Below are 24,458 nucleotides of genomic sequence, written 5' to 3'. Positions count from 1 at the left end.
CGCCGTTCCCGGACGGACGCGCCGCGCGACGATAACGGAGGCGCAGTTGACCGACCTGACCCTGAGCGACGACGAGCTGGGGCTGTTCACCGACCTGTACGAACTCACCATGCTGCAGGCCTACTGGGCCGAGGGCATGCACGGATCGGCCGTGTTCAGCCTGTTCTTCCGCAACCCCCCCGCATACCGCAACTTCGTGCTGGCCTGCGGCCAGGAACACGCCGCCCGGCTGGCAACGCGAGTGCATTTCCCGCGCCGACAGCTCGACCGGCTCGAGACGGTCGGCCTGTTCCGAGAACCGTTCCTGAGGTGGCTGGAAGGATTTCGCTTCAGCGGCGAAATCCTCGCCATGCCGGAAGGCACCCCGGTGTTCCCGCACGAACCGATACTGGAGGTGCACGCGCCGGTGGCCGAGGCACAGGTGCTGGAGACGGTGCTCATGAACCTGATCACCACCGAGACCGTGCTCGCCTCCAAGGCCGCACGGATCACCCTGGCGGCCGATGGCCGCCCGGTGATGGACTTCGGCATGCGCCGCATGCATGGCACCGACGCCGCGTTGCGCGGGGTCCGCGCCTACAGCGTTGGCGGCATCCGCGCCACCAGCAACGTACTCGGCAGCCTCCGCTACGGCCTTCCCCCCAGCGGCACCATGGCGCACTCGTTCATCCAGGCCCATCACGATGAACTGGAGGCATTCCGCACCTATGGCCAGCTCTATCCCGGGACGACGCTGCTGGTGGACACCTACGACACTCTGGCGGCGGTCAGGAAGGTCATTCGCCTGGTCCGCGAGGAAGGGCTGCAGATCGGCGCGATCCGGCTGGATTCCGGCGACCTGGGCGCACTGGCGCGCCACGCCCGCGACCTGCTCGACGCCGCCGGGCTGGAGCACATCCAGATCGTCGCCAGTGGCGGGCTCGACGAATGGACGATCCGTGATCTGCTGGTCGGCGGCGCCCCCATCGACCGGTTCGGCGTCGGTACGGAAATGGGCACATCCGTGGATGCCCCATCCCTGGATCTGGCCTACAAGCTCACGGAGTACGATGGCGAGCCCCGCCTGAAGAACGCGCCCGGCAAACAACTGCACCCCGGCCCCAAACAGGTATGGCGGTTCAGTGACGGAAACGGGCGCTACAGTCACGACGAGATCACCTGCCGCGGCGAGCACCGGGATGGCACCCCCCTGCTCACGCCCATTATTCGTGACGGGGCCCCATTGGCAGAACCACCAGGCATCACGTCGGGCCGGGATCGGGCCTGGGCGGCTATTGCCCGCTTTCCGGAGCTCATGCGCGAGCTGGAGCCTGCCCCCACGCCGTATCCGGTGCAGTTCAGCGAGGCCCTGCAACGGTTACGCAGGGACACGATTGCGAAACTCGGTTACTGACCATCCAGCAGCGGTGCCATCTCGCGGGTGACCGCCATGCGCTCCTTGATACGGCTGCCGGTAAGATAGAAACCGCGCAGCGTACCGTCGGCGTCGCGGAACTCACCGCGCAGGTCCCGCCCGTCACCATCGGCGTGCCACTCCCCGGTGGCGTCTTCCGGTGGCGGCCACGCAACGACCTGGCAGCAGCTCGTCTTCACCATCACGGGCATGACCGGATAGTTCACGGCGGTGGCGTCACCGGCGAGCGTGGCACCGATGGCCTTCGCCGCGTTGTTGAGCGGTGCCACGTAAGGCAGCACGTACCCTTCCACCTCTGCACAGTCACCAAGGGCGTGGATGGCGGGGTCGGACGTGGTCAGGTAGCGATCCACGCTGATGCCCTGCCCGACACGGAGACCGGCCTCCTCTGCCAGCGCCGTGCGCGGCTTCAGGCCGATGGCCGCCAGGACCACGTCGGCAGCGAGCTCACGATCGCCGGAGAGCCGCGCCACGACGCCGCCGTCGGCGCCATTGACCGCATCCAGGGTGACGCCGGTGTGGACCCGCACGCCCAGCCCTTCCAGGGCCGCCTGCAGAGCCCGCGCCGGGCGCTCCGGCAGCAGCCGGGGCAGCGGCGCGTCCTCCGGGAACACCAGATCCACGCCGTAACCGGCTTCGGCCAGATCGTTGGCGAACTCGCAGCCGATCAGACCGCCGCCCATGATCAGCACCCGACTGGCACCGGCCACGGCCTCACGGAACACCTCGTACTGGTCGAGATCGTTGACCTGCAGGACGCGGTTGGCGGCATCGCCATCGAGGCGTGGCGCGATCGGGTCGGCACCGGTGGCGAGCACCAGCCGGTCGTAGCCAATGGTTTCGCCGCCGGCCAGCTGCACGCTCTGCCCACGGCGATCGACGGCCACCACCCGGGTGCCCGCAATCACCCGCGCATCCAGTTCCGCGGCCATGTCCTCCGGGCTCGCCTGGACCAGATCGGCCGGCGTCTGCTCCTTGCGCAGACCGGTGGACAGCATCGGTTTGGAGTAGGAGCGGCCGGAATCCGCCGACACGATTGTCAGCGGCGTTTGCGTATCGAGCTTCCGGAACGCCTTCGCGGTGTTGTAGCCGGCCAGGCCCGTGCCCACGATCACGATACTCAAGAGCCGTGCTCCTCGGGGGGTTGGGCCACGTGGTAGTCACCGCCCAGGTAGACCAGGGGCTCTCCGCCGGTGTTGTCGAAACGCGCCACCCGCCCGAGCAGGATCACGTGGTCACCACCGGGGTGGTGACTGTAACGGCGACAATGCAGGTGGGCGACGCTGCCGCGCAGCAAAGGAACGCCACCCTCGCCCTCGAACCACTCGATGCCGGAGAATTTCTCCTCCGCGGGGGAGGCGAAGCGGTTGGAAATCCATTGCTGGTCGGCCGCCAGCACGCTGACACCGAAATGCCCGGCATCCCGGAATACCGGCAGATTGGGTGATTCATTGGCCAGGCACCAGAGAATCAGCGGCGGGTCCAGTGAAACGGATGTAAAGGAATTCACGGTCAGACCCACCGGCGCACCGTCGCTCCGGCGCGCCGTGACGACGGCCACACCGGTGGGGTAGCGCCCCAGGGTCCGTTTGAGTGCCCGCTGATCAGCGTTTTCCTGCATGACGTCGCTGCTCCGGGCGATTGCTTCCGCAGCCATAAGATGCGCCTCGGGAACCCTGCCGCCGCCCCCTGCTTGGGGGAACGGCAGCAGAATTTATACATGAGTGATACATCGAATGGTATCGGGACAGCGTCGGCGGAGCAAACGGGCCGCTGCGTCGGCCCGGTGACGCATGCAGCTCAGAAGGCGTAGTTCACCTGCACGGCGGTGCTGTGCAGATGCCCGTCGTAATCGCCTTCGATGCGGTGCTCGGAGCCTGCGGGGTTCTCGCGGTTGTTGGTCTCCGCCTCTTCCATGTGGGTATAGGTGTAGGCCAGATCGATCCCCAGATTGCGGGTGGGCTGCCAGCTCATGCCCACGGCACCGATGATGCGATCGCTGTCCGGGCCGCGGGGGGTGCGCCGTTCCACACCCGGCACCGGACTCTCGTCGTAGGCCACCCCGGCTCGGAAAGCCCACGCCTCCGTCGGGGTGAAGATGACCCCCAGCCCGTAGCGCCAGGTGTCTTCCCAGTCGAACGGCTGCACCAGGTCACGGCGGCGGACGTCGTCGCCACTGCCAGTGTAGTCCTCGCCGCCGCGGTCGCTCTCGTCTTCGTAGGTGAAGCGCAGCTCCTCGACATTGCTCCAACGCGTGAAGGTCGCGCCACCGGTGACTGCCCAGCGCTCGGTCAGTTCGTGGTAGAAGCTCAGGGTGGCGATTTCGGGCATGTCGACGATCAGCTGGATGTCGCCACCGGCCGCGCCCAGGGGGCCCACCGCGCGGGCGGCACCCTCGGGGGCGGCATCGGAGTCGCAGTCGCCCAGCGTCGGGTTCGATATCGAACAGCCGATGAGCGATGCCAAGCTACTGTCAATGGGAATCCCGGCGATATCATCCTCCAGACCCTGCTGATAATCCGAATCCCGGGTCTCCGGACGATCAGCTTCCCCCTCAGCAACCTGACGGGTGCGGCTGTGATAACTCAACCCGATCCGGGTGTGATCGGTGGGCTCCCAGAGCAAGCCGAAGTTGAAGCCATAGGCGATGCCGTCCACCTGCATGTCATTGCTCACGTCGTGCTGGTGCGCCAGGGCATCCACCACGGTTTGGTCACCGCCATCGGCGTCCACCGGCTCGTCTTCGAGCTGTTCGATGACCTGCTCGGCCACCAGGTACCCGACATCGATGTCGTTCCGGAAGGTGCCCTCGAAGTACTGCACGATGGCGCCGAAGCCCACGGACAGCGTGTCGGTGGCGCGCCACGAGAAGGCGGGATTCAGGTTGACGGCCATGATGTCCGTCTCGGTGGCGTTGTAACGGCCGGCCCAGTCTTCGGGGTAGTCGGTGTTGGAGCCGAACGGAGCGTATACCCCGAGCCCCCAGGCGGCGTCATCACTGATGCGCTGGCTGTAGTAGACGTGCGGGACGACGGACTCCCCGTCGATGGTGCCGGTGCCCTCCCCGGGGACCTGGCCGCCGACGTCCTCGATGAGCTCACGGTGCACGTCGGTGTCGTAGTCGAATTCCGACTGGATCCGTGTCAGGCCGGCGGAGACGTTCTGCCCCTCCAGCCGGACCAGGCCGGCGGGGTTGTTGGCCACGGCCGAGGGATCCTGCAGCAGGGCGGCCGAACCGCCGAAGGCGACGCCCATCTCCTTGATTCCCTTCTGCGGGACTTCAAACCCCGCCGCCCAGGCCCCGGACGAACTGGCGCCCAGCAGCACCAGGCCCATCCCGGCGCGACCGAGCCGGGCACGAGCGCATTTGTCCCTATTCATGAGACGTTCTCCTCCATGTGTCGTTATTCGGGTTCGGCTTCAGCCGCCCCTCCGGCTCTCTGGCCGGCGTTCTCTTGATGTGACGGGGTTCACACTAATAAAGGGAAGGCGGGGTCGCTTGAACAAAACGGAAGAGACCAGAACGATTGTCCAACCCGGATACGCGGACTGGCAACCCTCACGCAGAGGCGCATCGCGTGCCCGGGCCGGAATCAGGAGTCAGTCGGTGGCGCCGTAACCACCGCCGCCGGGCGTGCGGATCACGAATACATCGCCGGGGTTCATGTCGGCGCGGTCCGTGCCGGTCAGCGGGAGGCGCTCGCCGGTGTAGCGCTCCACGAACTGCTCACCCACCCCGGCATCGCCACCACCACGGATGCCTGCCGGCGCCACCAGGCGGCTGTTGGCCAGCACGGCCACGGTCATGGGCTCCAGAAAGCGCAGCCGGCGCTCCACGCCCTCGCCGCCGTGCCACTGCCCGGCGCCCGCGGAACCGTTGCGCACCGAGAAGCCATCCAGGCGGACGGGGAAGCGGGTCTCCAGCACCTCGGGGTCGGTGAGGCGGCTGTTGGTCATGTGGACGTGCACGGCGCTGGCACCGTGGTAGCCGTCGCCGGCCCCGGCGCCGCCGCACAGGGTTTCGTAGTGCTGATGCTCGGCGTTGCCGAAGGTGACGTTGTTCATGGTGCCCTGGCTGTTGGCGAGCACACCCAGGGCAGCGTAGAGGGCGTCCGTGACCACCTGGCTCACTTCCACATTGCCCGCCACCACGGCGGCCGGATGCTTCGGATTGAGCATGGTGCCCTCAGGGACCACCAGCTCGATGGGCTCCAGGCAGCCGTCGTTCAGCGGAATGCTGTCCTGCACCAGCGTCCGCAGCACGTACAGCACCGCCGCCCGAGTCACGGCCCTGGGCGCGTTGAAGTTGCTGTCCTGCTGCGCACTGGAGCCAGCGAAATCCACGGTGGCGCAGCGCTGTTCCCGGTTCACGCGGATGGCGACGCGAACGGTCGCGCCGTTGTCCATCGGTTTCTCCCACTCACCGTCGGCGAGCACGTCCAGTACGCGGCGGACCTGTTCGGCGGCATTGTCCTGCACGTGCCCCATGTACGCCTGGACCACATCTAGCCCGTACTGCTCCACCATGCGCCGCAGCTCGCCCACGCCGCGGTTGTTGGCGGCGATCTGGGCGCGCAGGTCGCTGAGGTTCTGGTCCACGTTGCGTGACGGCCAGGGCCCGCTGCCGAACAGCGCCCGCAGTGCGGCCTCCCGGAACGTGCCCCCAGACACCACCTGGACATTGCTGATCAGCACACCCTCTTCATCGATGTGTCGGCTGTGGGGCGGCATGGACCCCGGCGTCAGCCCGCCCACATCCGCATGGTGGGCGCGGCTTGCGACGTAGAAGATGATTGCCTCGCCGGCCTCATCGAATACCGGGGTGATCACCGTGATGTCCGGGAGGTGAGTGCCGCCCTGATAGGGGTCGTTGAGCATGTAGACATCGCCGGGCTGCATGGTGCCCGCCCGGGCGGCGATGATGGCGCGCACGCTCTCGCCCATGGAGCCGAGATGCACGGGCACGTGCGGCGCATTGGCCACCAGCCCGCCGATGGCGTCGAACACGGCGCAGGAGAAGTCGAGTCGTTCCTTGATGTTGGCGGACTGGGCGGTGTTCTCCAGGGTCACGCCCATCTGCTCGGCCACGTTCATGAACAGATTGTTGAACACCTCCAGCATGACGGGATCCACGCCGGTGCCCACCGCGGCACCCCCGGCCCCGCGGGCGCGTTCCAGCAGCAGGTGGCCGTGGGCGTTCACGGTGAGGGTCCACCCCGGCTCCACCACCACGGTGGACACCGGGTCGCGGATGATGGCCGGCCCCGACACGGCGTCGTCCGGGTCCAGGGCCTCGCGGTCATGGACGGGGACGGTCTCGGCGCGACCCTCCACCCACATGGCGACGTGATCCAGCGGTTCAGGCGACGTGCCGTCGGCGCGCGGGGGCAGCACCGGCTCCTCGCTCAAGGCACCGCTGGCGCCAATGACTTCCACCACGGCAGCGGCCACGATGACGGCCTTCTCCGGCATGGTGAAGCCGAACTGGGTCAGGTGCGCCGCCTCGAAGGCCCTGCGCACCTCCGCGGCATCGCCGTGATCCACCAGCAGCGCGGTGTCGGTGCCGGCGTAGCGGAGCTGCAGCTTGTAGACCGTGGTGATGACATCGACCGGGGCGCCCTGGGCGACGAGCTCGTCCCGCCCCTCGCTGTCGGCGGCGCTCAGCCGCGGACCCAGCGCTTCAAGGGTATCGGCGCCCAACGGCGCATCCACGGACAGCTCCCGCATGGTGGTGAGGTCGGCCAGCCCCATGCCGTAGGCGGACAGCACGCCGGCAAAAGGGTGAACCAGCACCCGCGACATGCCCAGTGCCTCGGCCACCCGGCAGGCGTGCTGGCCGCCGGCGCCGCCGAAGCAGTTGAGGGTATATCCGGTCACGTCGTGACCGCGCTGCACGGAGATCTGCTTGATGGCGTTGGCCATGTTCTCCACGGCGATGCGCAGATACCCCTCCGCCACCTCCTCGGCGCTGCGGCTGTCACCCGTCTCCCGGCGGATCCGTTCAGTGAGCTCCCGGAAGGCGTCGCGCACGGCGTCCACATCCAGCGGTTCATCACCGCCGGGGCCGAACACCCTGGGGAAGAAGGCGGGCTGGAGGCGGCCGAGCATGACGTTGCAGTCGGTCACCGTAAGCGGCCCGCCGCGGCGGTAGCACGCCGGCCCCGGGTCGGCACCGGCGGACGCCGGCCCGACACGGAAACGGCTGCCGTCGAACCCGAGGCAGGAGCCGCCACCCGCGGCCACAGTGTGAATGCGCATCATGGGCACGCGCATGCGCACGCCGCCGATCACGGTCTCGAAGCTGCGCTCGAATTCGCCGTCGTAGTGGGCCACGTCGGTGGAGGTGCCACCCATGTCGAAGCCGATCACTTGCCCGCAGCCCGCCATGTGGGCCGTGCGCACGCAGCCGACGATGCCGCCGGCCGGGCCGGAGAGAATGGCGTCCTTGCCCTCGAACCAGCGTGCGTCCGTGAGCCCGCCGTCGCTTTTCATGAACAGCAGCCGGGTATCACCCAGCTCCGAGGCCACCTGCTCGGCGTAGCGCCGCAGAATCGGTGAGAGGTAGGCGTCCACCACGGTGGTATCGCCCCGCCCCACGAGTTTCATCAGCGGACTGACCCTGTGGGAGATGCTCACCTGCCCGAAACCCACCTCCCGGGCGATGGCGGCGACCCGCTCCTCGTGTTCGCTGAAACGGTAGCCGTGCATGAACACGATGGCACAGGCGGTGCAGCCGGCATCCAGGGCCTGCTGCAGATCCGCCCGCACCCGGCCCTCGTCCGGGTTTGCCAGCACGGTGCCATCGGCCCCGACCCGCTCGTCCACCTCCACGACCCGGCTGTAGAGCTGCTCCGGCAGCTCGATATGCAGGGCGAGGATATCCGGGCGGGTCTGGTAGCCGATGCGCAGGGCGTCGGCGAAACCCCGGGTGGTCACCAACACGGTGGGCTCGCCCTTGCGTTCCAGCAGCGCGTTGGTGGCGACCGTCGTCCCCATCTTGACCGCGTCGAGCTGTGCCGCGGGGATAGGATCATCGGTGTCCAGACCAAGCAGCTCGCGGATGCCCTGGAGGGCGGCGTCCCGATAGCGCTCGGGATTCTCCGAAAGCAGCTTGTGGGTCAGCATGCTGCCGTCGGGCTTCCGCGCGATCACGTCGGTGAACGTGCCGCCGCGATCGACCCAGAACTGCCAGCGATCACTGGTCGGTTCGGTGCTCATGAAAGTCCTCCCGCCCCAAGAGTCGTTACAGCAATAGTGCCGGACACGCATCGGGAGGATACCGAACGGGCTGGCGAACACATACCGGGTTGCACCCCTCGACCGCCGCGCCCTTACCCGCACGGATAGCCAAGCTGAATAGCGCAGCCACGTTCTATATACTGCGCCGAGGCAGCCCGGTGGGGCGGACGAGCAATCATCGGACCGCCCATTTACAATTAGTGTACAAATGATGTACAACTCAGTATCGCTGCGCGACAGACCGATTGAGGACGACCATGAGCATTGACGACATGACCGCATCGTTCGAACAGATCATCCGTTCGGTCGGTGAAGACGTAACACGGAACGGTCTGGAGAAAACGCCGGAGCGCGCGGCGCAGGCGTTCGCCTTCCTCACCGAGGGCTACAACCAGAATCTCCAGGAGCTGGTCAACGGCGCCATCTTTCCGTCTGATAACGACGAGATGGTCATCGTGCGCGATGTGGAGTTCTACTCGCTGTGTGAGCACCACCTGCTGCCGTTCATCGGCCGTGCGAACGTGGCCTACATCCCCAACGGCAAAGTGATCGGTCTGTCCAAAATCGCACGAATCATCGATATGTATGCACGACGGTTCCAGATTCAGGAGAACATGACCAAGGAGATCGCGGACGCGGTCATGAGCGTCACAGACGCCAAGGGGGTCGCCGTGCATATTACCGCCAACCACCTGTGCATGATGATGCGCGGCGTCGGCAAACAGAACTCCAGCATGAGCACGTCGGTGATGCTGGGGACGTTCCGCGAATCGCAACCGACCCGGAACGAGTTCCTGCAGCTCATCCGCGGGTGAGGCAGCGGCTTTAGCCGGTCAAGGCAGGGGAGCACCCATGAGTGTGGCCGAACAGACTCTCGCCCCGGGCAAGGCCCGGGTGAACAGCTCGAGGATCCGCGTCAAGAACCTGCGGCTGAGGACTTTCGTCGGACTGAACGAAGAAGAGCAGCAGAAGCGACAGGACGTGGTGGTGAACATCACCATCGATTACGACGCCATGCGCGCCGCCACGTCGGACTCCCCCGACCACGCCCTGAATTACCGCACCATCACCAAACAGGTGATCGAGCTGGTGGAGGAGAACCGCTTTCTGCTGCTGGAGAAGCTGGTGCACGACATCATCCAGCTGGTCATGGAGCACCCGGCAGCCGACACCGTTCAGGTGGAAGTGGACAAGCCCCACGCCCTGCGCTTTGCCGACTCCGTGTCGCTGACCATGTCAGCCGTGCGCGATGACTGACTCGGCGGACGCCGCCGGACGCGGACTCGACCAGCGGTCGCGCAATACGGCCATTGCCCTGGGTCTGGCCGGCGCACTGCCCTTCGTCGCCCTCGCCATCGCGGTCTGGCTGATCCCCGAAACGCAGTCGGCGTGGGCGCTGGGTGCGGTGATCGCTTACGGGGCGGTCATTCTCTCCTTTCTCGGCGGCATCCACTGGGGCTTGGCGCTCCACGCCGGGCCGCCGCGAGGGTTCGTGATCAGCGTGATTCCGTCACTGCTGGCGTGGGCCGCTCTGCTGCTTCCCGCAACCCTGGCACTCAGCCTGTTGACCGTTTGCCTGGTTGCCCAGCTCGTGCTGGACCTGCGCATCCGGCTCGCGCCCTGGTTTCGCGTCTTGCGCGCGGTCCTCACGGCGGCGGCCGCAGCGAGCCTGCTGCTGGCCTCCATGGCGCCCGTTACTCCCTGAGGCGGAAGGGCATCAGCCGATCGCCCCACCGAACGCGAGCAGCCCGATCAGGAACCACACGCTGGCCAGAGCGAACGGGAAACCCCGCAGAATAATCATGGTCAGCGAGAATCGCTGCAGTTTGGAGCGGGTCGTGGCAAAACGGCGCAGATGCACCATCGGGGCTCCACCGAACGGCCGCAGGCGCCGCTCGATGAGACGCAGCGCCAGTTTGCGGTTCTGCAGATAGATGGTTCCCGCCCAAATGGCTATACCGAACGCGATGCAGACCATCACGCCCAGCACCGCCAGCGCTTTCACCACCACCGGCGATGCCACATCCAGCGCCGCGCCGTTGCCCGTATCCAGCGTAAACCCGAGCACGGCTCCCAGACCCACATTGATGTAAAGCAGGTTGTTGAGCTTCTGCCAGTTGAGAAGGTCTTCGTGACGGTAGAGCTCCGCGGCAATCGCTTCCTGATTCACCAGCACGTGCGCCTGCACCGGCACGTCATCCTCATGCCCGGCGGGCAGGTCCTGCGGCCTCATGATTGCGGCGGCCCGGCGAGGTCGCGCCCCCAGATGCCACGCGGTCGCCCGTCGTGCCCCACCGTCTCGAACGCCTTGTGAAAGCCCACGCGCTCGTGGAAACGCACCGACGGCCCGTTGGGCGGATCGAGCACGATGGCCGCGAACTGCGGCCTCCCGGCAGCAAGCTGTCGGACCACGTTGTACAACTCGCGCCCCCAGCCGCCGGACGCCGCCTCCGGTGCCACACAGATCTGGCTGATCAGCGTGAACGGCTGCGGGTGCTGCTCCAGCAGCCAGTGATTGACCTGGTGGCTCGGGGTAGCCTCCGGAATGCGCTCGCTGCTCATCGCCAGCACGAAGGCAATGACGCGTCCATCCTCTTCACCCACATAGAAGTGATCCGCCACGTCCGCAAAATGCCGGTAGCTGTCCGCGTCGTAACCGGAGACGAGGAACCCGGCGGGGCTGTCGGCCTTCCCCTGCCCGCCGTCGCCGAGCAGGTATGCCGCCTGGAGTTCGGCAAGACGGGGGGCGTCATCCGGCAGCGCCGGACGGATCGATGCGGTATCACTGTTGCTCATGACTGCTCCCGTAGCGGTGGACGTGGTCGAGCGACGGCAAGTATACCGAAGGCGTCGGCGACAGCGAGAGGGAGCGTTTCACCATTCCTGTCACAAGCGGTGACGCCACCATAAACAGGACGCATAACCTTATGACGAAAAAATAAAAACTAGACGTTGCAGCGCACCAATCCGTGAACTACGCTGCAGTGCAGAAAGAGTGGGACGCTCTTTCATCACAGAGGAGGTCACCTTGTATGTATACCGAGATGTTCGAGAAAACCAACACACAGTTTGAGCAGATGCTGAACCCCGTGCGCAAGGCGCAGAGCACCATGCTCGACCACGTTGCCCGCATCACCGATTTCCAGATGGAAGCGGTGAAACACTATTCCGAGCTGGGCATCGACAACCTGCGCGCACTGAAAGACGTCAACGACCCGCAGAGTCTGCAGGCGTACGTGACGAAGCAGACCGAGGTCGCCAAGTCCCTCGGCGAGAAAGTGACGGCGGACATGAACGAGTTCGTCAAGATCAACCGCGGCTTTGCCGAGCAGCTGCAGAAGCTGGCTCAGGACGGCGTCACTGCGGCATCCGAGCAGGCCAAGCAGCAGACCAAACAGGCTGTCAGCGCTGTTGAGAACGCCTCAGCCAGCGCCGGCAAGGACGCGGGCACCGGCTCGAGTTCCAGCAGCTCCAGCGCCAAGAAGAATGCCTGAGTCGGTCTCCGGATAACCGGCCGTAAAACGCCCGCACCCGCGGGCGTTTTTTTGTCCACGGACAGCCTGCCCCCGCGTTCGCTATAATGCGCAGCGTTTCTATCGCGTAACCGCCCTACCGGTCACCCTTGCCAGCTGACCGTGTGGGCAGCTTGCGCCATGCGGGGGCACGTTTGGAACTGACCAACCAAATCATCCTGATCGGCGGGCTGCTGTTCGTGGCGAGCATTCTTGCCAGCGTCATCTCCAGCCGTATCGGCGCTCCCCTGCTGCTGGTCTTCCTGGTCATTGGTATGCTGGTGGGCGAAGAGGGCCCCGGAGGGGTTGCCTTTGATGACTTCCAGGCGGCCCACCTGATCGGCAGCCTGGCACTGGCGGTCATTCTCTTTGACGGCGGCCTGCGCACCCGGGTCGCCAGCTTCCGTGTCGGCCTCCGCCCGGCCGTGGTACTGGCTACGGTTGGGGTCGTGCTCACCGTGACCATTACCGGGCTCCTCACGGCGTGGATTTTCGACCTGCCACTCATGGTGGGGCTGTTGATCGGTGCCATTGTCGGCTCCACCGACGCGGCCGCCGTGTTCTACCTGCTCCACGCCCACGGTCTAGAGCTGAAGGAGCGCATCGGCGCCACCCTGGAGATCGAATCCGGCAGCAACGATCCCATGGCGATTTTTCTCACTGTTGCACTCATCGAGATCATCCTCGGGCAACAGGAGAGCGTCGGCCTTGGGCTGGTGCTGGAGTTCGCCCAGCAGATGGGCCTCGGCGGTATCATTGGTGTACTCGGAGGGGTCGCCCTAGGGTGGGCGGTCAACCGTGTTCCACTGACACCCGGGCTATACCCCTTGCTCGCTCTCTCGGGAGCCCTGCTGATTTTCGGCATGGCGGCGTTCATTGGCGGCAGCGGGTTTCTGGCGGTCTACCTGGCGGGCATCATCGTGGGCAACCGGCGTCTGCAGAGCGCGCAGAACATCCGGCGGTTTCACGACGGCATGGCATGGCTCGCGCAGATCGTCATGTTCCTGATGCTGGGTCTGCTGATCATGCCGTCGGACCTGCTGGAGGTGGCACCCCAGGCCCTGGTGGTTGCCGGCCTGCTGCTGTTCGTGGCGCGGCCGCTGGCCGTGGCGCTGTCCCTGCTGCCGTTCCGGTTCCCCTTGAAGGAGCAGGCGTTCATCGGCTGGGTGGGGCTGCGCGGCGCGGTGCCGATCCTGCTGGGGCTGTTCCCGTTGCTGGCCGGCGTCGATGATGCCGGCACCTATTTCAACATCGCGTTCTTCGTGGTGCTGCTGTCACTGGTCCTGCAAGGGTGGACCGTGGCCCCCGTCGCCCGCTGGCTCGAGTTGGACGTACCGCCCCGCTCCCGGGTCGTGCATCGGCTGGAATTGGACCTGCCCGGCCAGGTTGAGTATGAGATGGTGGGGTACCACCTGGAGGCCGACAGCCCAGCACTGTACAAAGTGGTGCAACGGCTGCGGCTGCCGCGCAGCAGCCAGATCGTCTCGCTGATCCGGGGCGGGCGACTCATCCGGCACTTCCAGGACGAGATCCTGCGGGAAGGGGATTACCTGTACGTGCTCACCACGCCACAGTCCCTGCCCGACCTGGACCGTGTGTTCGTCGCCTCACACGGCCCTGCACGCCTTGAGGAGCACGCGTTCTTCGGTGATTTCGTCCTCAACGGCGACACACCGCTGGCGGCGCTCTCCAGCGCCTACGGCCTGAAGATCCCGAACCAGGCCCGTGAGAACGAGACCGTGGGCGAGTACCTGCTGCGGCTTTTCAAACAGCGTGCGGTGGTGGGCGACCGGGTCAAGCTCAACAACATGGAGTTCGTAGTCCGCGCCATGGACGGCGGCCGCATCACCCAGGTGGGGCTCAAGATCGGCCGCACGACCGGTGAGCGGCCTCAGGGAAAATGATACGGCCCCGTGGCGGGACAACCCGGGGCATGCGTACACTTGCATGACAGTCTGCGTCTGCGGACGCCCCAGAAGCCACCGACCAGCGCCGATGGACTGAGACAATGAGCAACTCACTACGCGATCAACTGATGAAAACCGGGCTGGTGGACGAGAAGCAGGCCCGACAGGCGGACAAGGAAAAGCGCGCCCAGCGCAAGAAGAGCAAGGGCGGGCGCAAGGGGCAGTCACCGGACCCCGACGCGGCCGCGCGCCAGACGCAGGTCCAGCAGGCGCGCGCCGAGAAGGCCGAGCGCGACCGCGCACTGAACCAGCAGCGGGAACAGCAGAAGAAGCAGAAGTCTGCGGCTGCCCAGATCGAGGATCTGCTCCGGGAGCACGCCCTCTCTACCCGGGACGGCAGCGTTCCGTTTCATTTCACCCGGGACGGCAAGGTACGCAAGCTGGAGGTCACAGCCGAGCAACAGAAACGGCTGAGCCGAGGCGAGCTGGCGATCGTCGAGCGCAAGGGGCGTTTCCACGTGGTGCCGTCCGACGTGGTGCCGCGGCTGCATGAACGCGACGCGACCATGTTCGTTGCCATGGTCACCGCCGAAGACCTCAGCAGCGAGGACGACGACCTCTACCGGGAGTTCCCCATTCCGGACGATCTGGACTGGTAACCAACGCGATGGATCAGCTCGAAGCCTTTCTGCAACGCGCCGAACAACTTCTGGAGCGCGTGGAGCCCCTGCTGCCGCCCGCCAGCGCCGCGCCGGACTGGGCGGCCAGCACTGCGTTCCGTTGGCGGCGGCGGCTTGGAGCGGGCTTTCTGGAGGCGGTGCCGGACCCGCATGCGGTGGCCCTGGAGGCGCTGCACAACGTGGGGCGGCAGAAGGCGCTGCTGGATCGCAACACCCGCCAGTTCGTCCGCGGACTGCCCGCGAACAACGCGCTGCTTTGGGGGGCTCGCGGCACGGGCAAGTCGTCCCTGGTGAAGGCATTGCTGCACGCGCACGCCGGCGCCGGGCTGCGCCTGATCGAGATGGACAAGAGCGAGCTTGTGGACCTGTCCGACGTGGCCAGGCTGGTGCGCGGGCGCGGGGAGCGCTTCGTGGTGTTCTGCGACGACCTCTCCTTCGAGGGCGACGACCCCGGCTACAAGGCGCTCAAGGCCATGCTGGACGGATCGGTGAGCGCCGCCCCCGAGAACCTCCTCATCTACGCCACTTCCAACCGCCGCCACCTGGTGCCCGAGTACATGGCGGAGAACGAGGAGGCGCGCAACGTCGACGGCGAGATCCATCACGGCGAGGCAGTGGAAGAGAAGATTTCCCTGTCGGAGCGATTCGGGCTGTGGGTGTCCTTCCACCCGTTCAGCCAGGAGGCGTACCTGGAGATCGTGCAGGGCTGGCTGCAGCGCTTCGGTATCGACGACGGGCTGGACGCGGTGCGCGAGGATGCGCTGCGCTTTGCCCTGGAGCGGGGCTCGCGCAGCGGTCGCGTGGCGTGGCAGTTCGCCCGGGACTGGGCCGGGCGACGGGGGCTGGGGGAGTGACCCAAAGTCGGTTTGGTGGACCTGAAGGTCCACCCTACGCGACGGTCGGCGGCCAGGGCGGGTATTACTCGTCCTCGAAGCGCTCCTGGAGGGTGCGTTTGTCGATCTTGCCGGCGCCGGTGGTAGGCAGGGCGTCGACAAACTCGATTCGGCGCGGGACCTTGTAGCGCGCCAGACGCTCCTTGAGCCAGGGCCGCAGGGTGCGCGCCTGCAGGGTCGCCCCGGCCACGGGCACGATCACCGCACAGCCCACTTCCCCCCAGGTCCGGTCGGACACGCCGAAGACGGCGGCATCAGCGACCTCGGGATGGGCGTGAAGCACGTTTTCGATCTCCGCCGGGTAGACGTTCTCGCCACCGGAGATGAACATGTCCTTGAGCCGGCCGACAATGGTGTAGGCGCCGTCGGCGTCGAAGCGCGCCAGATCGCCGGTATGGAGCCAGCCATCCGGGTCGATGGCCTCCGCAGTGGCATCGGGCCGGTTCCAGTACCCCGGCGTGCGGTGCGGGCCGCGGATGAGCAACTCCCCAGTAACACCCGGCCGGGTGACCGTTGCGCCCGTCTGGCTGTCCTGCAGCTTGACCTCCACATGGAACAGCGGATATCCCACCGCTCCGGGTTTCTCCCGCACCTGCTCCGGCGGCAGCCAGAAGGTGTTGGGACCCGCCTCAGTCAGCCCGTACCCCGTCTTGAAATCGACGCCACGATCCCAGAACCGCTCAAACACCGGCATGGGGCACGGCGCACCACCGCTGATCACCAGCTTCAGCGGCGAGAAGTCGGCCGTTTCCCAGCGAGGGTGCTCCTGCAGCAGGGAGAACATTGTCGGCACACCGAAGAACAGGCTGACGTCGCCACCCTCGATCAGGTCGAAGACCTGATTGGCGTCGAACCCGGAACAGACCACGCTGCAGCCGCCGGCATGGACCAGCGGTGCGGTGAATACGTTCAGCGCCCCCGTGTGGAACAGCGGCGCGTTGAGAATGGCGGTATCATCGGCGCCGATCCCCCAGCTCGCCTGGGTATTGATCGCATTCCAGGCGATGTTGCCGTGGGTGAGTATGGCGCCCTTGGGCAACCCCGTGGTCCCGCCGGTGTAGCAGATGACCCAGGGATCATCATGGGTGAGCGGCGGCAGCGCCGGGGTGTCGGCGGGCTCCGAATCGCGCTGGGTGATACACGGGTCACCTGTCACCTTGTCGCCGTCAAGTGCGACCCAGTGCCTGATGGATTCCACCCCGGGGGTGTCGCGCAGGCGGGTGACGGCGTCAACGAAATCGGCGCCGTAGAAGAGCACGGTGGGCGCCGCATCCTGGATGAGCTGAGCCAGCTCCGCTTCCGCCAGCCGCCAGTTGAGGTTCTGCAGAATGGCGCCCGTCTTGCTGCAGGCGAACCAGACGTCCAGATACGCCACCGAGTTGCCCGCAAGCACGGCGACCCGATCCCCCTTTGCGACACCGAGCCGATTGCCAAGGTAGTGGGCGGTGCGGTTGGCGGCTGCATTCCACTCGGCATAGCTGATCCGTTTCCCGCTGGCGGCATCCACCAGGGCGGTCGCCTCCGGGCTCAACCGGGCACGGCGATCCAGCCAGTCCACGGCGTAAGGCATGGCAGTCTCCCTCTCATTGTCTTGTTGTCGGTCCGCGGCGCAGCTACTGGATCCAGCGGCGCGCGTTGCGGAACATGCGCATCCAGGGGCCGTATTCGCCCCACTCCTGAGGATGCCAGCTGTTCTGTACCGTGCGGAAGACCCGCTCGGGGTGAGGCATCATGATGGTCACGCGACCATCCAGTGTGGTGAGGCCGGTGATGCCATCCGGTGAACCGTTGGGATTGGCGGGGTAATGCGCTGCGGGCTGCCCCCGGCCATCCACGTACCGCAGACTCACCAGCCCGGCCGATGCGAGCTTGCGCGGGCCGCTCTCCTCGGGGCACTCCAGTCGCCCTTCGCCGTGCGCCACCGCGATGGGCATGCGCGAGCCCTCCATCCCCCGGAGAAACAGCGACGGCGACTCCACCACCTCGACCTGCGACAGCCGTGCTTCGAACTGTTCCGAACGGTTACGCACGAACCGTGGCCACAGCTCGGCTCCGGGAATCAGTTCCCGCAGCGTCGACAGCATCTGGCAACCGTTGCACACACCCAGGGCGAACGCATCCTCGCGCTGGAAGAAACGGCCGAACTGGTCTCGCAGCAGGTCATTGAAGAGAATCGTCCTGGCCCAGCCACCGCCGGCGCCGAGCACGTCGCCGTAAGAGAACCCGCCGCAGGCCACCAGTCCCTGGAAAGCGGAGAGATCGGCACGCCGTTCGAGGAGGTCGGTCATGTGCACGTCCACCGCCTCGAACCCCGCCAGGCGGAACGCCGCGGCCATCTCCACGTGCCCGTTGACACCCTGCTCCCGCAGTATGGCGACACGGGGCGCGCCACCGGTACCGACCATCGGCGCGGCGACATCGTCGGCGGGGTCGAAGCTGAGGGCGGCATGGAGCCCCATGTCGTCAGTATTCAGGAGGCTGTCGTATTCCTCGTCAGCGCAGTCCGGGTTGTCACGCAACTGCTGGATCTGCCAGCTGGTCTCCTGCCAGATGCGCTGTAGCTCGACACGCGACCGGTCGAGCACGGCGGCATCCCCGTCCCGCACCACCAGGCGGTCGTCGTCATTGGGCGCGCCGATCACATGGACGCAGCCCGCCAGTCCGGCCTCGGCGAACCGCTCCATCACCGTGTCCACCGCGTCGCGGCCCACCTGCACCACGGCGCCGGGTTCCTCGGCGAACAGTGCCGACACCGGCGCAGTTCCGACGGATGCAAGATCGACAGTGACGCCGATATGGGCTGCAAACACCATCTCCGCGAGGGTCGCAAACAACCCACCGTCGCTACGGTCGTGGTACGCGAGCAACAGGCCTTCCCGGTTCAGCGCCTGCACGGTGTTGAAAAACGCTCGCAGGTCCTCCGGCCGATCCAGGTCCGCCGGTGCATCGCCAAGGCGGCTGTACACCTGCGCCAGCGCCGACGCACCCAGGCGGTTGCGCCCGCGGCCAAGGTCCACCAGCAGCAGCCGCGTGTCGCCGGCATTGCCGCGCAGCTCCGGCGTCAGCGTGCGGCGGGCATCATCCACGGTGGCAAAGGCGGACACCACCAGCGACAGCGGCGACGTCACGGCGCGGGTCTCGCCCTGATCGTCCCAGACCGTTTTCATGGACAGTGAGTCCTTGCCAACCGGGATCGCGATGCCCAGCGCCGGGCACAGCTCCATGCCCACGGCACGGACCGTGTCGTACAGGCGGGCGTCCTCGCCGGGGTGGCCGGCCGGAGCCATCCAGTTGGCGGACAGGTTGACGCGGTCGAGCGCCCCCACATCCGCGGCGGCGAGATTGGTCAGCGCCTCCGTCACCGCCATGCGGCCGGATGCCGGCGCGTCCAGCAAGGCTGCCGGAGAGCGCTCGCCCATGGCCATGGCTTCCCCGGTGTGGCCGGTGTAGTCATCCAGGGTGACCGCCACGTCCGCAACCGGCGTCTGCCACCGCCCCACCATCTGGTCCCGGGCGACAAGCCCGGTGACGGTGCGATCGCCAATGGTAATCAGGAAGTGCTTGGCCGCCACGCCGGGCAGTCGCAGGACACGCTCCGCGGCATCGTCGATGGCGACGTGCTCCAGCCCGAGGGGCTGCCGCGGCGGCTCGGCGCGGGTGACATCCCGCTGCATCTTCGGCGGTTTGCCGAACAGCAGATCCATGGGGATGTGGACGGCATCGTTACCCAGGGTACGGTCGGTGAGCAGCAGCTGCCGGTCGGCGGTGGCGGTCCCGATGATGGCGAAGGGGCAGCGTTCCCGTTCACAGATCCGGCGGAACGCCGCTTCGGCCTCGGCACCGATGGCGAGCACGTAGCGCTCCTGCGCCTCGTTGCTCCAGATCTCCATGGGCGACATGCCGGGATCATCGCTGGGAACGTCCCGCAGCTCCAGGTGACCGCCCCGTTCGCTGTCATCGAGGATCTCCGGCACGGCGTTGGACAACCCGCCCGCGCCCACATCGTGGATGGACAGCACGGGGCTGTCGTCACCCAGCGCCCAGCATGCGTCGATGACCTGCTGGGCCCGGCGCTGCATCTCCGGATTGCTGCGCTGAACCGACGCGAAATCCAGTTCCTCGTCGCTGGCTCCGCTGCTCACGGACGAGGCGGCGCCGCCACCCAGCCCGATCAGCATGGCAGGGCCGCCGAGCACCACGACCCGGGCATCGGCTGCCACATCCTTCTTGTGGACATGCGGGTCGCGGATCGCCCCCATGCCGCCGGCGATCATGATCGGTTTGTGGTAGCCACGGATCTCGTCGCCATCGGCGCCGGGCACGCGCTGCTCGAAGGTGCGGAAGTAGCCGCCCAGGTTCGGACGCCCGAATTCGTTGTTGTACGACGCCGCACCCACCGGGCCTTCGATCATGATGTCCAGCGGTGAGGCCATGCGTCCGGGGCGACCGTTGTCTTCGGTTTCCCAGGGCCGGACGGCATCCGGGACGCGCAGGTTGGAGACGGTGAACCCGGTCAGCCCGGCCTTCGGCCGAGCCCCGAGGCCGGTCGCGCCCTCGTCACGGATTTCGCCGCCGGCGCCGGTGGCGGCCCCCGGGTGCGGCGCAATCGCCGTGGGATGGTTGTGGGTCTCGACCTTCATCACCAGGTGCACCGGCTCCTGGTGCGGACGGTAGACGTGATCCGCGGGATCCGCAAAGAACCGCTGGACCTCGGGCCCCTGGGCCACGGCGGCGTTATCGCTGTACGCGGACAGCACCCCCTCGGGGCGGCGTTCGTGGGTGTTGCGGATCATGTCGAACAGCGAGCGCTGCTGGGGCTCGCCGTCGATGATCCAGTCGGCGCGGAAGATCTTGTGTCGGCAGTGCTCGGAGTTCGCCTGGGCGAACATCATCAGTTCCACGTCGGTCGGGTTGCGACCGAGGTCGACGTACTGCTCCACCAGGTAGTCGATTTCGTCATCCGCGAGGGCGAAGCCCATGGCGCTGTTCGCCTCCGCCAGCGCATCGCGGCCACCGCCCAGAATGTCCACCGAACGCAGCGGGCCGGGAGGCTGCTGCCGGAACAGCGCGCGCGCCTCGTCCGGATCGGCGAGCACGACCTCGACCATGCGATCGTGCAGCAGCGGCTGTAGACGCTCACGCTCATCGCTGCTGAACACGCCGTCACGGCGGTGCAAGCGATACGCCACGCCCCGCTCGATGCGACGCACCGCTGCCAGCCCGCAATTGTGGGCAATGTCCGTCGCCTTGGTGGACCAAGGCGAGATAGTCCCGGGCCTCGGGACAACCAGGAAGAAGGCGTCCCCTCCGTCGCGCGTCACCGGCTCCCGCCCCTCCAGCAGCAGGGACTGCAGCGTCCCGTGCTCGTCCGGCGTCAGATCCCGGTCGAGCAGGACGAAATGATCGAAATCCGCCGAGAGGCCGTCGACGGCGGGGACCTGCTCCTGCAGGGCGGCCAGCAACTTGGCGAGACGAAACGGGGAGAGAGCGGGAGTTCCTGTCAGACGCAGCATGTCGTTCCGTTACACAAGGCGGTGGGGCGCTGCCCCCGGCCGGACCACCGTGTGGGCCGGGGGCCACTCATCAGCGCAACTGATCGTCGATCAGCAGCAGCAGCCGTTCGGACAGGCGTTCGGAGACCCGATCGCCCTCCTCGCTCCTGACCGAGACAGCCGTCCCGTCATCGGCGCTGCCGATCACGATGGCGTAGGTGCCGCGCTCCAGCTCCGGCTCGCGTTCACGCCAGAATGCCAGGCGGGAGAAGAAGCCGGGGCCGTCGTCGTCCTGGTCGGCAGCGGGGTCGTAACGCACCAGGAAGCGACCCTGGGCACGATTGCGGTCTTCCACGGTAAAGGCGGCGCGATCCAGTGCCAGACCCACCCTCTGGAACGTCTGCAGGTAACCCTCGCGGACGATGAGCACCGGATCGCCGGCCTCATCGGTATCCATCCGGGTCAGCCGCTGTTCGCGCTGAGCCACCTGCTCGGCCGCGAATGCTTCGTCGGCGCCGAGGTGGAGCATGAAGGCGCGCAGCACTTCGCCCTCCAGGCCACGTTCGCCCGTGCGCGGCACCCAGCCGTCGTCGACGGCGGCAACGCGCCGATGCGCCACGAAAACCTCGGACATGCCCTGCTCTTCAGCCGCTTCCACGCGGATCAGGTACTGATCCACCAGCGGGGCACTTTCCGGGTCGCGCTCCAGGGGCAGGAAAACCCCGCCACTGGGACCCATGGGGCGCGCCATCCAGCCGGTCTCGATAACGCCCAGTTCCTGTTCGCTGCGCGCCACTGGCACACCTTCCTCTTCAAGCCAGCGGTTGAGGCCCTCCCAGACCTGCTCCGGCGAGGCCTGCACCTGCAGCCAACGCTCCGCGCCCTGCTGACGGATGCGCGTCCCCAACGGCTCCGGCGCGACACCGCGCGAGGCCCGCTCCTGCTCCTCGCGCTGCTCTGCAGTCATGGCCGCCTCGCCCCGGTCACGGCGGCTCTCGGGCACCTGCCCGATACGCTCACCGGAAAGATCCGGCGGCATAACCAGCCGTTCCTGACGGTCGGGCTCGTCGTCGCCCCTCCCCGCACAGGCGGCCAGAGCCAGCGCAAGAGTCGCCACCAGTGCGGGACGAACGACGGCGGCAAAACGGGCAGGCAGCAACATGGATTAGACAACCTCCGCCAGTTTCATGGCCTGGCGCACCGTCTCGTGGTGGGATTCCGAAAGCGGCGTCATGGGCAGCCGCAGGGTTGGACCCATGAGCCCCATCTCGCTGACGGCCCACTTCACCGGAATGGGGCTGGTCTCGACGAACAGCGCCTTGTGCAGGGCGGCAAGCTGGGCATCCAGCGCTTCGGCCCGCTCCAGGTCGCCTTCCAGCGCGGCCATGCACATGTCGTGCATGAGCTTCGGTGCCACGTTGGCGCTCACGGAGATGCAGCCCTTGCCACCCGCGAGAATGATCTCCCGGGCGTTGCCGTCATCACCGCTGTAGACGTCCAGGCGGTCACCGCACCGCTCAAGGATCTCCCGCGGGCGCTGGATGGTCCCGTGGGCTTCCTTGACGGCGACGATATTGGGGATGTCCGCAAGCCGCTCCACGGTTTCCGGCAGCATGTCGCAGGCGGTGCGCCCGGGCACGTTGTAGAGAATCTGCGGGATCGGCACCGCCTCGGCGACGGCGCGAAAGTGCTGGTAAAGCCCTTCCTGGGTGGGCTTGTTGTAATAGGGTGTGATCAGCAGCGCTGCATCACAGCCCGCATCCATGGCGCAACGCGTGAGCTTGATCGCCTCCCAGGTGGAGTTCGCGCCACTGCCGCCGATGACGGCGATACGCCTGCGCGCCGCCTCGACGGTCAGCCGCATGACATAGCAGTGCTCGTCATAGTCCAGCGTTGCGGCTTCGCCAGTGGTACCAACAGCAACAATGGCATCGGTACCGTTGTCCACGTGGAAATCCACCAGCCGCTTGAGGCCTTCCTCGTCGACGGAGCCATCCTCGTGCATCGGTGTCACCATCGCGACCATGCTGCCACGGAACATTGCTTTCGCCCCCCGGAAAAATGGACATTGCATACTACGTCCGCCCGCCCGGACAGACAAGTGACGCCCGGCGGCGAAGCGCTTCACGAACCCTGTCGCGAAGACGCGAACCACGCGGCTCCGCGACCCCGCCATGATACACTTTCGCGGGCGCTGGCGGAGCAATGCCACAAGGCGGTGCGCTACACTCCTGAACGCGAGACAACACGGTAGCAGCACAGGTTCCGCATATCGGACTCACACCACCGAGGGGGATGGATGGACAGCTTTCTGGTCATAACGGCGCTGGGCGAAGACCGGCCCGGCATCATTAACAGGCTGGCGGCCGCAGTTTCGGAGGCGGGTTGCAATGTGGTGGACAGCCGCATGACTGTCCTGGGCGGGGAATTCGCCATCATCCAGATGGTCGGCGGCCGGTGGGATTCCCTGGCGAAGCTCGAGACGGCGCTTCCGGGCATCGGTGAGGAGCTGGACCTGCACATCCACTGGAAGCGCACCCAGGACCGCACCCGAGCCGCTGATCTGCTGCCCTATGCCGTCGAAGTGGTCGCCATGGACCACCCCGGCATCGTGCACCAGCTAGCGCAGTTCTTTTCCGCGCGCGGGATCAACATCCGCGACCTCACCACGTCGCGCTATCCGGCGGCCCACACGGGAACGCCCATGTTTGCGGTGAACATGCTGCTGGAGATCCCGGGAAGCACCCAGATCGCCGTCATGCGGGAGGAATTCCTCGATTTCTGCGATCAGATGAACCTGGACGCCGTGTTCGAGCCAGTTAAACACTGACAGGAGGACACAGCATGAGCAGCGTGACCGTCGGCAAACCCGTCGCCGACTTCAGCCGCCCCGCGACCGGCGGCGAGACTGTGCGGTTGAGTGATTATCTCGGCCACCACCTGGTGCTCTACTTCTACCCCAAGGCGAGCACACCGGGCTGCACCAACGAAGGGCTTGCGTTTACGGAGCTCCACGCGGCGTTCCGAGAGGCGGGCGCGGAGATCCTTGGCGCGTCCCGAGACGGCGTAAAGGCCCAGGAGAACTTCCGCAACAAGCAGGGCTTCACCTTCCCGCTCCTCTCGGACAAGGACGAGCAGCTCTGCGAGCAGTTCGGGGTGCTCAAGGAGAAGACCATGTACGGACGCACGTCCGTGGGCATCGAGCGCAGCACATTCCTGATCGACCGCGACGGCGTTCTGCGGCGTGAATGGCGGGGCGTCAAGGTGCCTGGCCACGCACAGGAGGTCTTGGACGCGGTACACGCCCTTGAGAAGGGGTAA

The 24,458-nt window shown here is 66.6% G+C and carries 20 protein-coding genes; 10 read left to right on the top strand and 10 right to left on the bottom strand.

The genetic code is table 11. The annotated features are described in order from the left end of the window. Positions 1 to 46 precede the first annotated feature (46 nt). Positions 47 to 1,393, top strand: coding sequence for a nicotinate phosphoribosyltransferase (locus tag ACNSTU_RS11050; protein WP_290637505.1), 1,347 nt, complete (start codon positions 47 to 49; stop codon positions 1,391 to 1,393). On the opposite strand, the gene ACNSTU_RS11045 is transcribed toward ACNSTU_RS11050, so the two are convergent. From ACNSTU_RS11045 to ACNSTU_RS11030, 4 genes are all read right to left on the bottom strand, one after another. Continuing rightward, the gene (locus ACNSTU_RS11045; protein WP_290637511.1) at positions 1,387 to 2,529 is read right to left on the bottom strand and encodes an NAD(P)/FAD-dependent oxidoreductase; all 1,143 of its coding nucleotides are present in this window, start codon (positions 2,527 to 2,529) and stop codon (positions 1,387 to 1,389) included. The genes ACNSTU_RS11050 and ACNSTU_RS11045 overlap by 7 nt on opposite strands. A 5-nt stretch (positions 2,530 to 2,534) precedes the next feature. Beyond that, positions 2,535 to 3,071 carry a flavin reductase family protein gene (locus ACNSTU_RS11040; protein WP_290633307.1) on the bottom strand — a complete coding sequence of 179 codons (537 nt, stop codon included), beginning with the start codon at positions 3,069 to 3,071 and terminating at the stop codon, positions 2,535 to 2,537. Between the two features lie 143 nt (positions 3,072 to 3,214). Further along, positions 3,215 to 4,795, bottom strand: a complete 1,581-nt coding sequence (locus ACNSTU_RS11035; RefSeq protein WP_290637503.1) for an OmpP1/FadL family transporter — start codon at positions 4,793 to 4,795, stop codon at positions 3,215 to 3,217. Between the two features lie 219 nt (positions 4,796 to 5,014). After that, entirely contained in the window at positions 5,015 to 8,632 is a 3,618-nt protein-coding gene (locus ACNSTU_RS11030; protein WP_418212341.1) for a hydantoinase B/oxoprolinase family protein, read from the bottom strand. A 278-nt stretch (positions 8,633 to 8,910) separates the two neighbouring features. Between ACNSTU_RS11030 and folE the strand changes: the two genes are divergently transcribed. Genes folE through ACNSTU_RS11015 form a run of 3 tightly spaced genes read left to right on the top strand, consistent with a single transcriptional unit; the run spans position 8,911 to position 10,358 of the window. Next, positions 8,911 to 9,468 carry a GTP cyclohydrolase I FolE gene (gene folE / locus ACNSTU_RS11025; protein ID WP_290633927.1) on the top strand — a complete coding sequence of 186 codons (558 nt, stop codon included), beginning with the start codon at positions 8,911 to 8,913 and terminating at the stop codon, positions 9,466 to 9,468. A gap of 37 nt (positions 9,469 to 9,505) precedes the next feature. Beyond that, positions 9,506 to 9,910 (top strand): dihydroneopterin triphosphate 2'-epimerase, encoded by a 405-nt coding sequence (gene folX, locus ACNSTU_RS11020; protein ID WP_290633929.1) that lies wholly within the window; start codon positions 9,506 to 9,508, stop codon positions 9,908 to 9,910. After that, positions 9,903 to 10,358: a DUF3429 domain-containing protein gene (locus ACNSTU_RS11015; protein WP_290633931.1), complete on the top strand. Its 456-nt coding sequence runs from the start codon at positions 9,903 to 9,905 to the stop codon at positions 10,356 to 10,358. Before folX ends, ACNSTU_RS11015 begins: the two co-directional genes overlap by 8 nt. A 12-nt stretch (positions 10,359 to 10,370) precedes the next feature. Here the strand turns inward: ACNSTU_RS11015 and ACNSTU_RS11010 are convergent, their stop codons facing one another. Together ACNSTU_RS11010 and ACNSTU_RS11005 are read right to left on the bottom strand one after the other, a co-directional pair. Next, positions 10,371 to 10,886, bottom strand: coding sequence for a hypothetical protein (locus ACNSTU_RS11010; protein WP_290633933.1), 516 nt, complete (start codon positions 10,884 to 10,886; stop codon positions 10,371 to 10,373). Further along, a complete protein-coding gene (locus ACNSTU_RS11005; RefSeq protein WP_290633935.1) occupies positions 10,883 to 11,449 on the bottom strand; it encodes a GNAT family N-acetyltransferase in 567 nt (188 codons plus the stop codon). The genes ACNSTU_RS11010 and ACNSTU_RS11005 overlap by 4 nt, the downstream gene beginning before the upstream one ends. A 236-nt stretch (positions 11,450 to 11,685) precedes the next feature. On the opposite strand from ACNSTU_RS11005, the gene phaP reads away from it, so the two are divergent. From phaP to ACNSTU_RS10985, 4 genes are all read left to right on the top strand, one after another. Continuing rightward, positions 11,686 to 12,147 (top strand): TIGR01841 family phasin, encoded by a 462-nt coding sequence (phaP, locus tag ACNSTU_RS11000; protein WP_290633937.1) that lies wholly within the window; start codon positions 11,686 to 11,688, stop codon positions 12,145 to 12,147. A 173-nt stretch (positions 12,148 to 12,320) separates the two neighbouring features. After that, on the top strand, positions 12,321 to 14,069 hold the full coding sequence (locus ACNSTU_RS10995) for a potassium/proton antiporter (RefSeq protein ID WP_290633939.1): 1,749 nt from the start codon (positions 12,321 to 12,323) through the stop codon (positions 14,067 to 14,069). 104 nt (positions 14,070 to 14,173) lie between these two features. Next, complete coding sequence (locus ACNSTU_RS10990; RefSeq protein WP_290633941.1) at positions 14,174 to 14,731, top strand: DUF2058 domain-containing protein; 558 nt, start codon at positions 14,174 to 14,176, stop codon at positions 14,729 to 14,731. An 8-nt stretch (positions 14,732 to 14,739) separates the two neighbouring features. Continuing rightward, complete coding sequence (locus ACNSTU_RS10985) at positions 14,740 to 15,606, top strand: ATP-binding protein (RefSeq protein ID WP_290637499.1); 867 nt, start codon at positions 14,740 to 14,742, stop codon at positions 15,604 to 15,606. A 64-nt stretch (positions 15,607 to 15,670) separates the two neighbouring features. Here ACNSTU_RS10985 and ACNSTU_RS10980 read toward each other — a convergent pair whose 3' ends face one another. From ACNSTU_RS10980 to dapA, 4 genes are all read right to left on the bottom strand, one after another. Next, positions 15,671 to 17,215, bottom strand: a complete 1,545-nt coding sequence (locus ACNSTU_RS10980) for an acyl-CoA synthetase (RefSeq protein ID WP_290633944.1) — start codon at positions 17,213 to 17,215, stop codon at positions 15,671 to 15,673. 43 nt (positions 17,216 to 17,258) lie between these two features. After that, on the bottom strand, positions 17,259 to 21,158 hold the full coding sequence (gene purL / locus ACNSTU_RS10975) for a phosphoribosylformylglycinamidine synthase (protein WP_290637495.1): 3,900 nt from the start codon (positions 21,156 to 21,158) through the stop codon (positions 17,259 to 17,261). 70 nt (positions 21,159 to 21,228) lie between these two features. Next, positions 21,229 to 22,299 carry an outer membrane protein assembly factor BamC gene (bamC, locus tag ACNSTU_RS10970; RefSeq protein ID WP_290633948.1) on the bottom strand — a complete coding sequence of 357 codons (1,071 nt, stop codon included), beginning with the start codon at positions 22,297 to 22,299 and terminating at the stop codon, positions 21,229 to 21,231. Between the two features lie 3 nt (positions 22,300 to 22,302). After that, complete coding sequence (gene dapA / locus ACNSTU_RS10965) at positions 22,303 to 23,178, bottom strand: 4-hydroxy-tetrahydrodipicolinate synthase (RefSeq protein ID WP_290633950.1); 876 nt, start codon at positions 23,176 to 23,178, stop codon at positions 22,303 to 22,305. Positions 23,179 to 23,436: 258 nt separating this feature from the next. Between dapA and ACNSTU_RS10960 the strand changes: the two genes are divergently transcribed. Together ACNSTU_RS10960 and ACNSTU_RS10955 are read left to right on the top strand one after the other, a co-directional pair. Then, a complete protein-coding gene (locus ACNSTU_RS10960; RefSeq protein ID WP_290633952.1) occupies positions 23,437 to 23,967 on the top strand; it encodes a glycine cleavage system protein R in 531 nt (176 codons plus the stop codon). A 14-nt stretch (positions 23,968 to 23,981) separates the two neighbouring features. Next, positions 23,982 to 24,458 (top strand): peroxiredoxin, encoded by a 477-nt coding sequence (locus ACNSTU_RS10955; RefSeq protein WP_290633954.1) that lies wholly within the window; start codon positions 23,982 to 23,984, stop codon positions 24,456 to 24,458.

The sequence above is a fragment of the Aquisalimonas sp. APHAB1-3 genome (assembly GCF_048323695.1).
In the GTDB taxonomy this organism is placed as follows: domain Bacteria; phylum Pseudomonadota; class Gammaproteobacteria; order Nitrococcales; family Aquisalimonadaceae; genus Aquisalimonas.
This window is presented reverse-complemented; position numbering and strand designations above follow the sequence as displayed.

What these genes read in the sequence shown, in the direction of transcription:
- purL (WP_290637495.1), bottom strand. Translation starts at nt 21,158, where the DNA reads ATGCTGCGTCTGACAGGAACTCCCGCTCTCTCCCCGTTTCGTCTCGCC.
- phaP (WP_290633937.1), top strand. Translation starts at nt 11,686, where the DNA reads ATGTATACCGAGATGTTCGAGAAAACCAACACACAGTTTGAGCAGATG.
- ACNSTU_RS11015 (WP_290633931.1), top strand. Translation starts at nt 9,903, where the DNA reads ATGACTGACTCGGCGGACGCCGCCGGACGCGGACTCGACCAGCGGTCG.
- ACNSTU_RS10985 (WP_290637499.1), top strand. Translation starts at nt 14,740, where the DNA reads ATGGATCAGCTCGAAGCCTTTCTGCAACGCGCCGAACAACTTCTGGAG.
- folX (WP_290633929.1), top strand. Translation starts at nt 9,506, where the DNA reads ATGAGTGTGGCCGAACAGACTCTCGCCCCGGGCAAGGCCCGGGTGAAC.
- ACNSTU_RS11010 (WP_290633933.1), bottom strand. Translation starts at nt 10,886, where the DNA reads ATGAGGCCGCAGGACCTGCCCGCCGGGCATGAGGATGACGTGCCGGTG.
- ACNSTU_RS11005 (WP_290633935.1), bottom strand. Translation starts at nt 11,449, where the DNA reads ATGAGCAACAGTGATACCGCATCGATCCGTCCGGCGCTGCCGGATGAC.
- ACNSTU_RS11030 (WP_418212341.1), bottom strand. Translation starts at nt 8,632, where the DNA reads ATGAGCACCGAACCGACCAGTGATCGCTGGCAGTTCTGGGTCGATCGC.
- ACNSTU_RS10955 (WP_290633954.1), top strand. Translation starts at nt 23,982, where the DNA reads ATGAGCAGCGTGACCGTCGGCAAACCCGTCGCCGACTTCAGCCGCCCC.
- folE (WP_290633927.1), top strand. Translation starts at nt 8,911, where the DNA reads ATGAGCATTGACGACATGACCGCATCGTTCGAACAGATCATCCGTTCG.
- bamC (WP_290633948.1), bottom strand. Translation starts at nt 22,299, where the DNA reads ATGTTGCTGCCTGCCCGTTTTGCCGCCGTCGTTCGTCCCGCACTGGTG.
- ACNSTU_RS11035 (WP_290637503.1), bottom strand. Translation starts at nt 4,795, where the DNA reads ATGAATAGGGACAAATGCGCTCGTGCCCGGCTCGGTCGCGCCGGGATG.
- dapA (WP_290633950.1), bottom strand. Translation starts at nt 23,178, where the DNA reads ATGTTCCGTGGCAGCATGGTCGCGATGGTGACACCGATGCACGAGGAT.
- ACNSTU_RS11040 (WP_290633307.1), bottom strand. Translation starts at nt 3,071, where the DNA reads ATGGCTGCGGAAGCAATCGCCCGGAGCAGCGACGTCATGCAGGAAAAC.
- ACNSTU_RS10980 (WP_290633944.1), bottom strand. Translation starts at nt 17,215, where the DNA reads ATGCCTTACGCCGTGGACTGGCTGGATCGCCGTGCCCGGTTGAGCCCG.
- ACNSTU_RS10960 (WP_290633952.1), top strand. Translation starts at nt 23,437, where the DNA reads ATGGACAGCTTTCTGGTCATAACGGCGCTGGGCGAAGACCGGCCCGGC.
- ACNSTU_RS10990 (WP_290633941.1), top strand. Translation starts at nt 14,174, where the DNA reads ATGAGCAACTCACTACGCGATCAACTGATGAAAACCGGGCTGGTGGAC.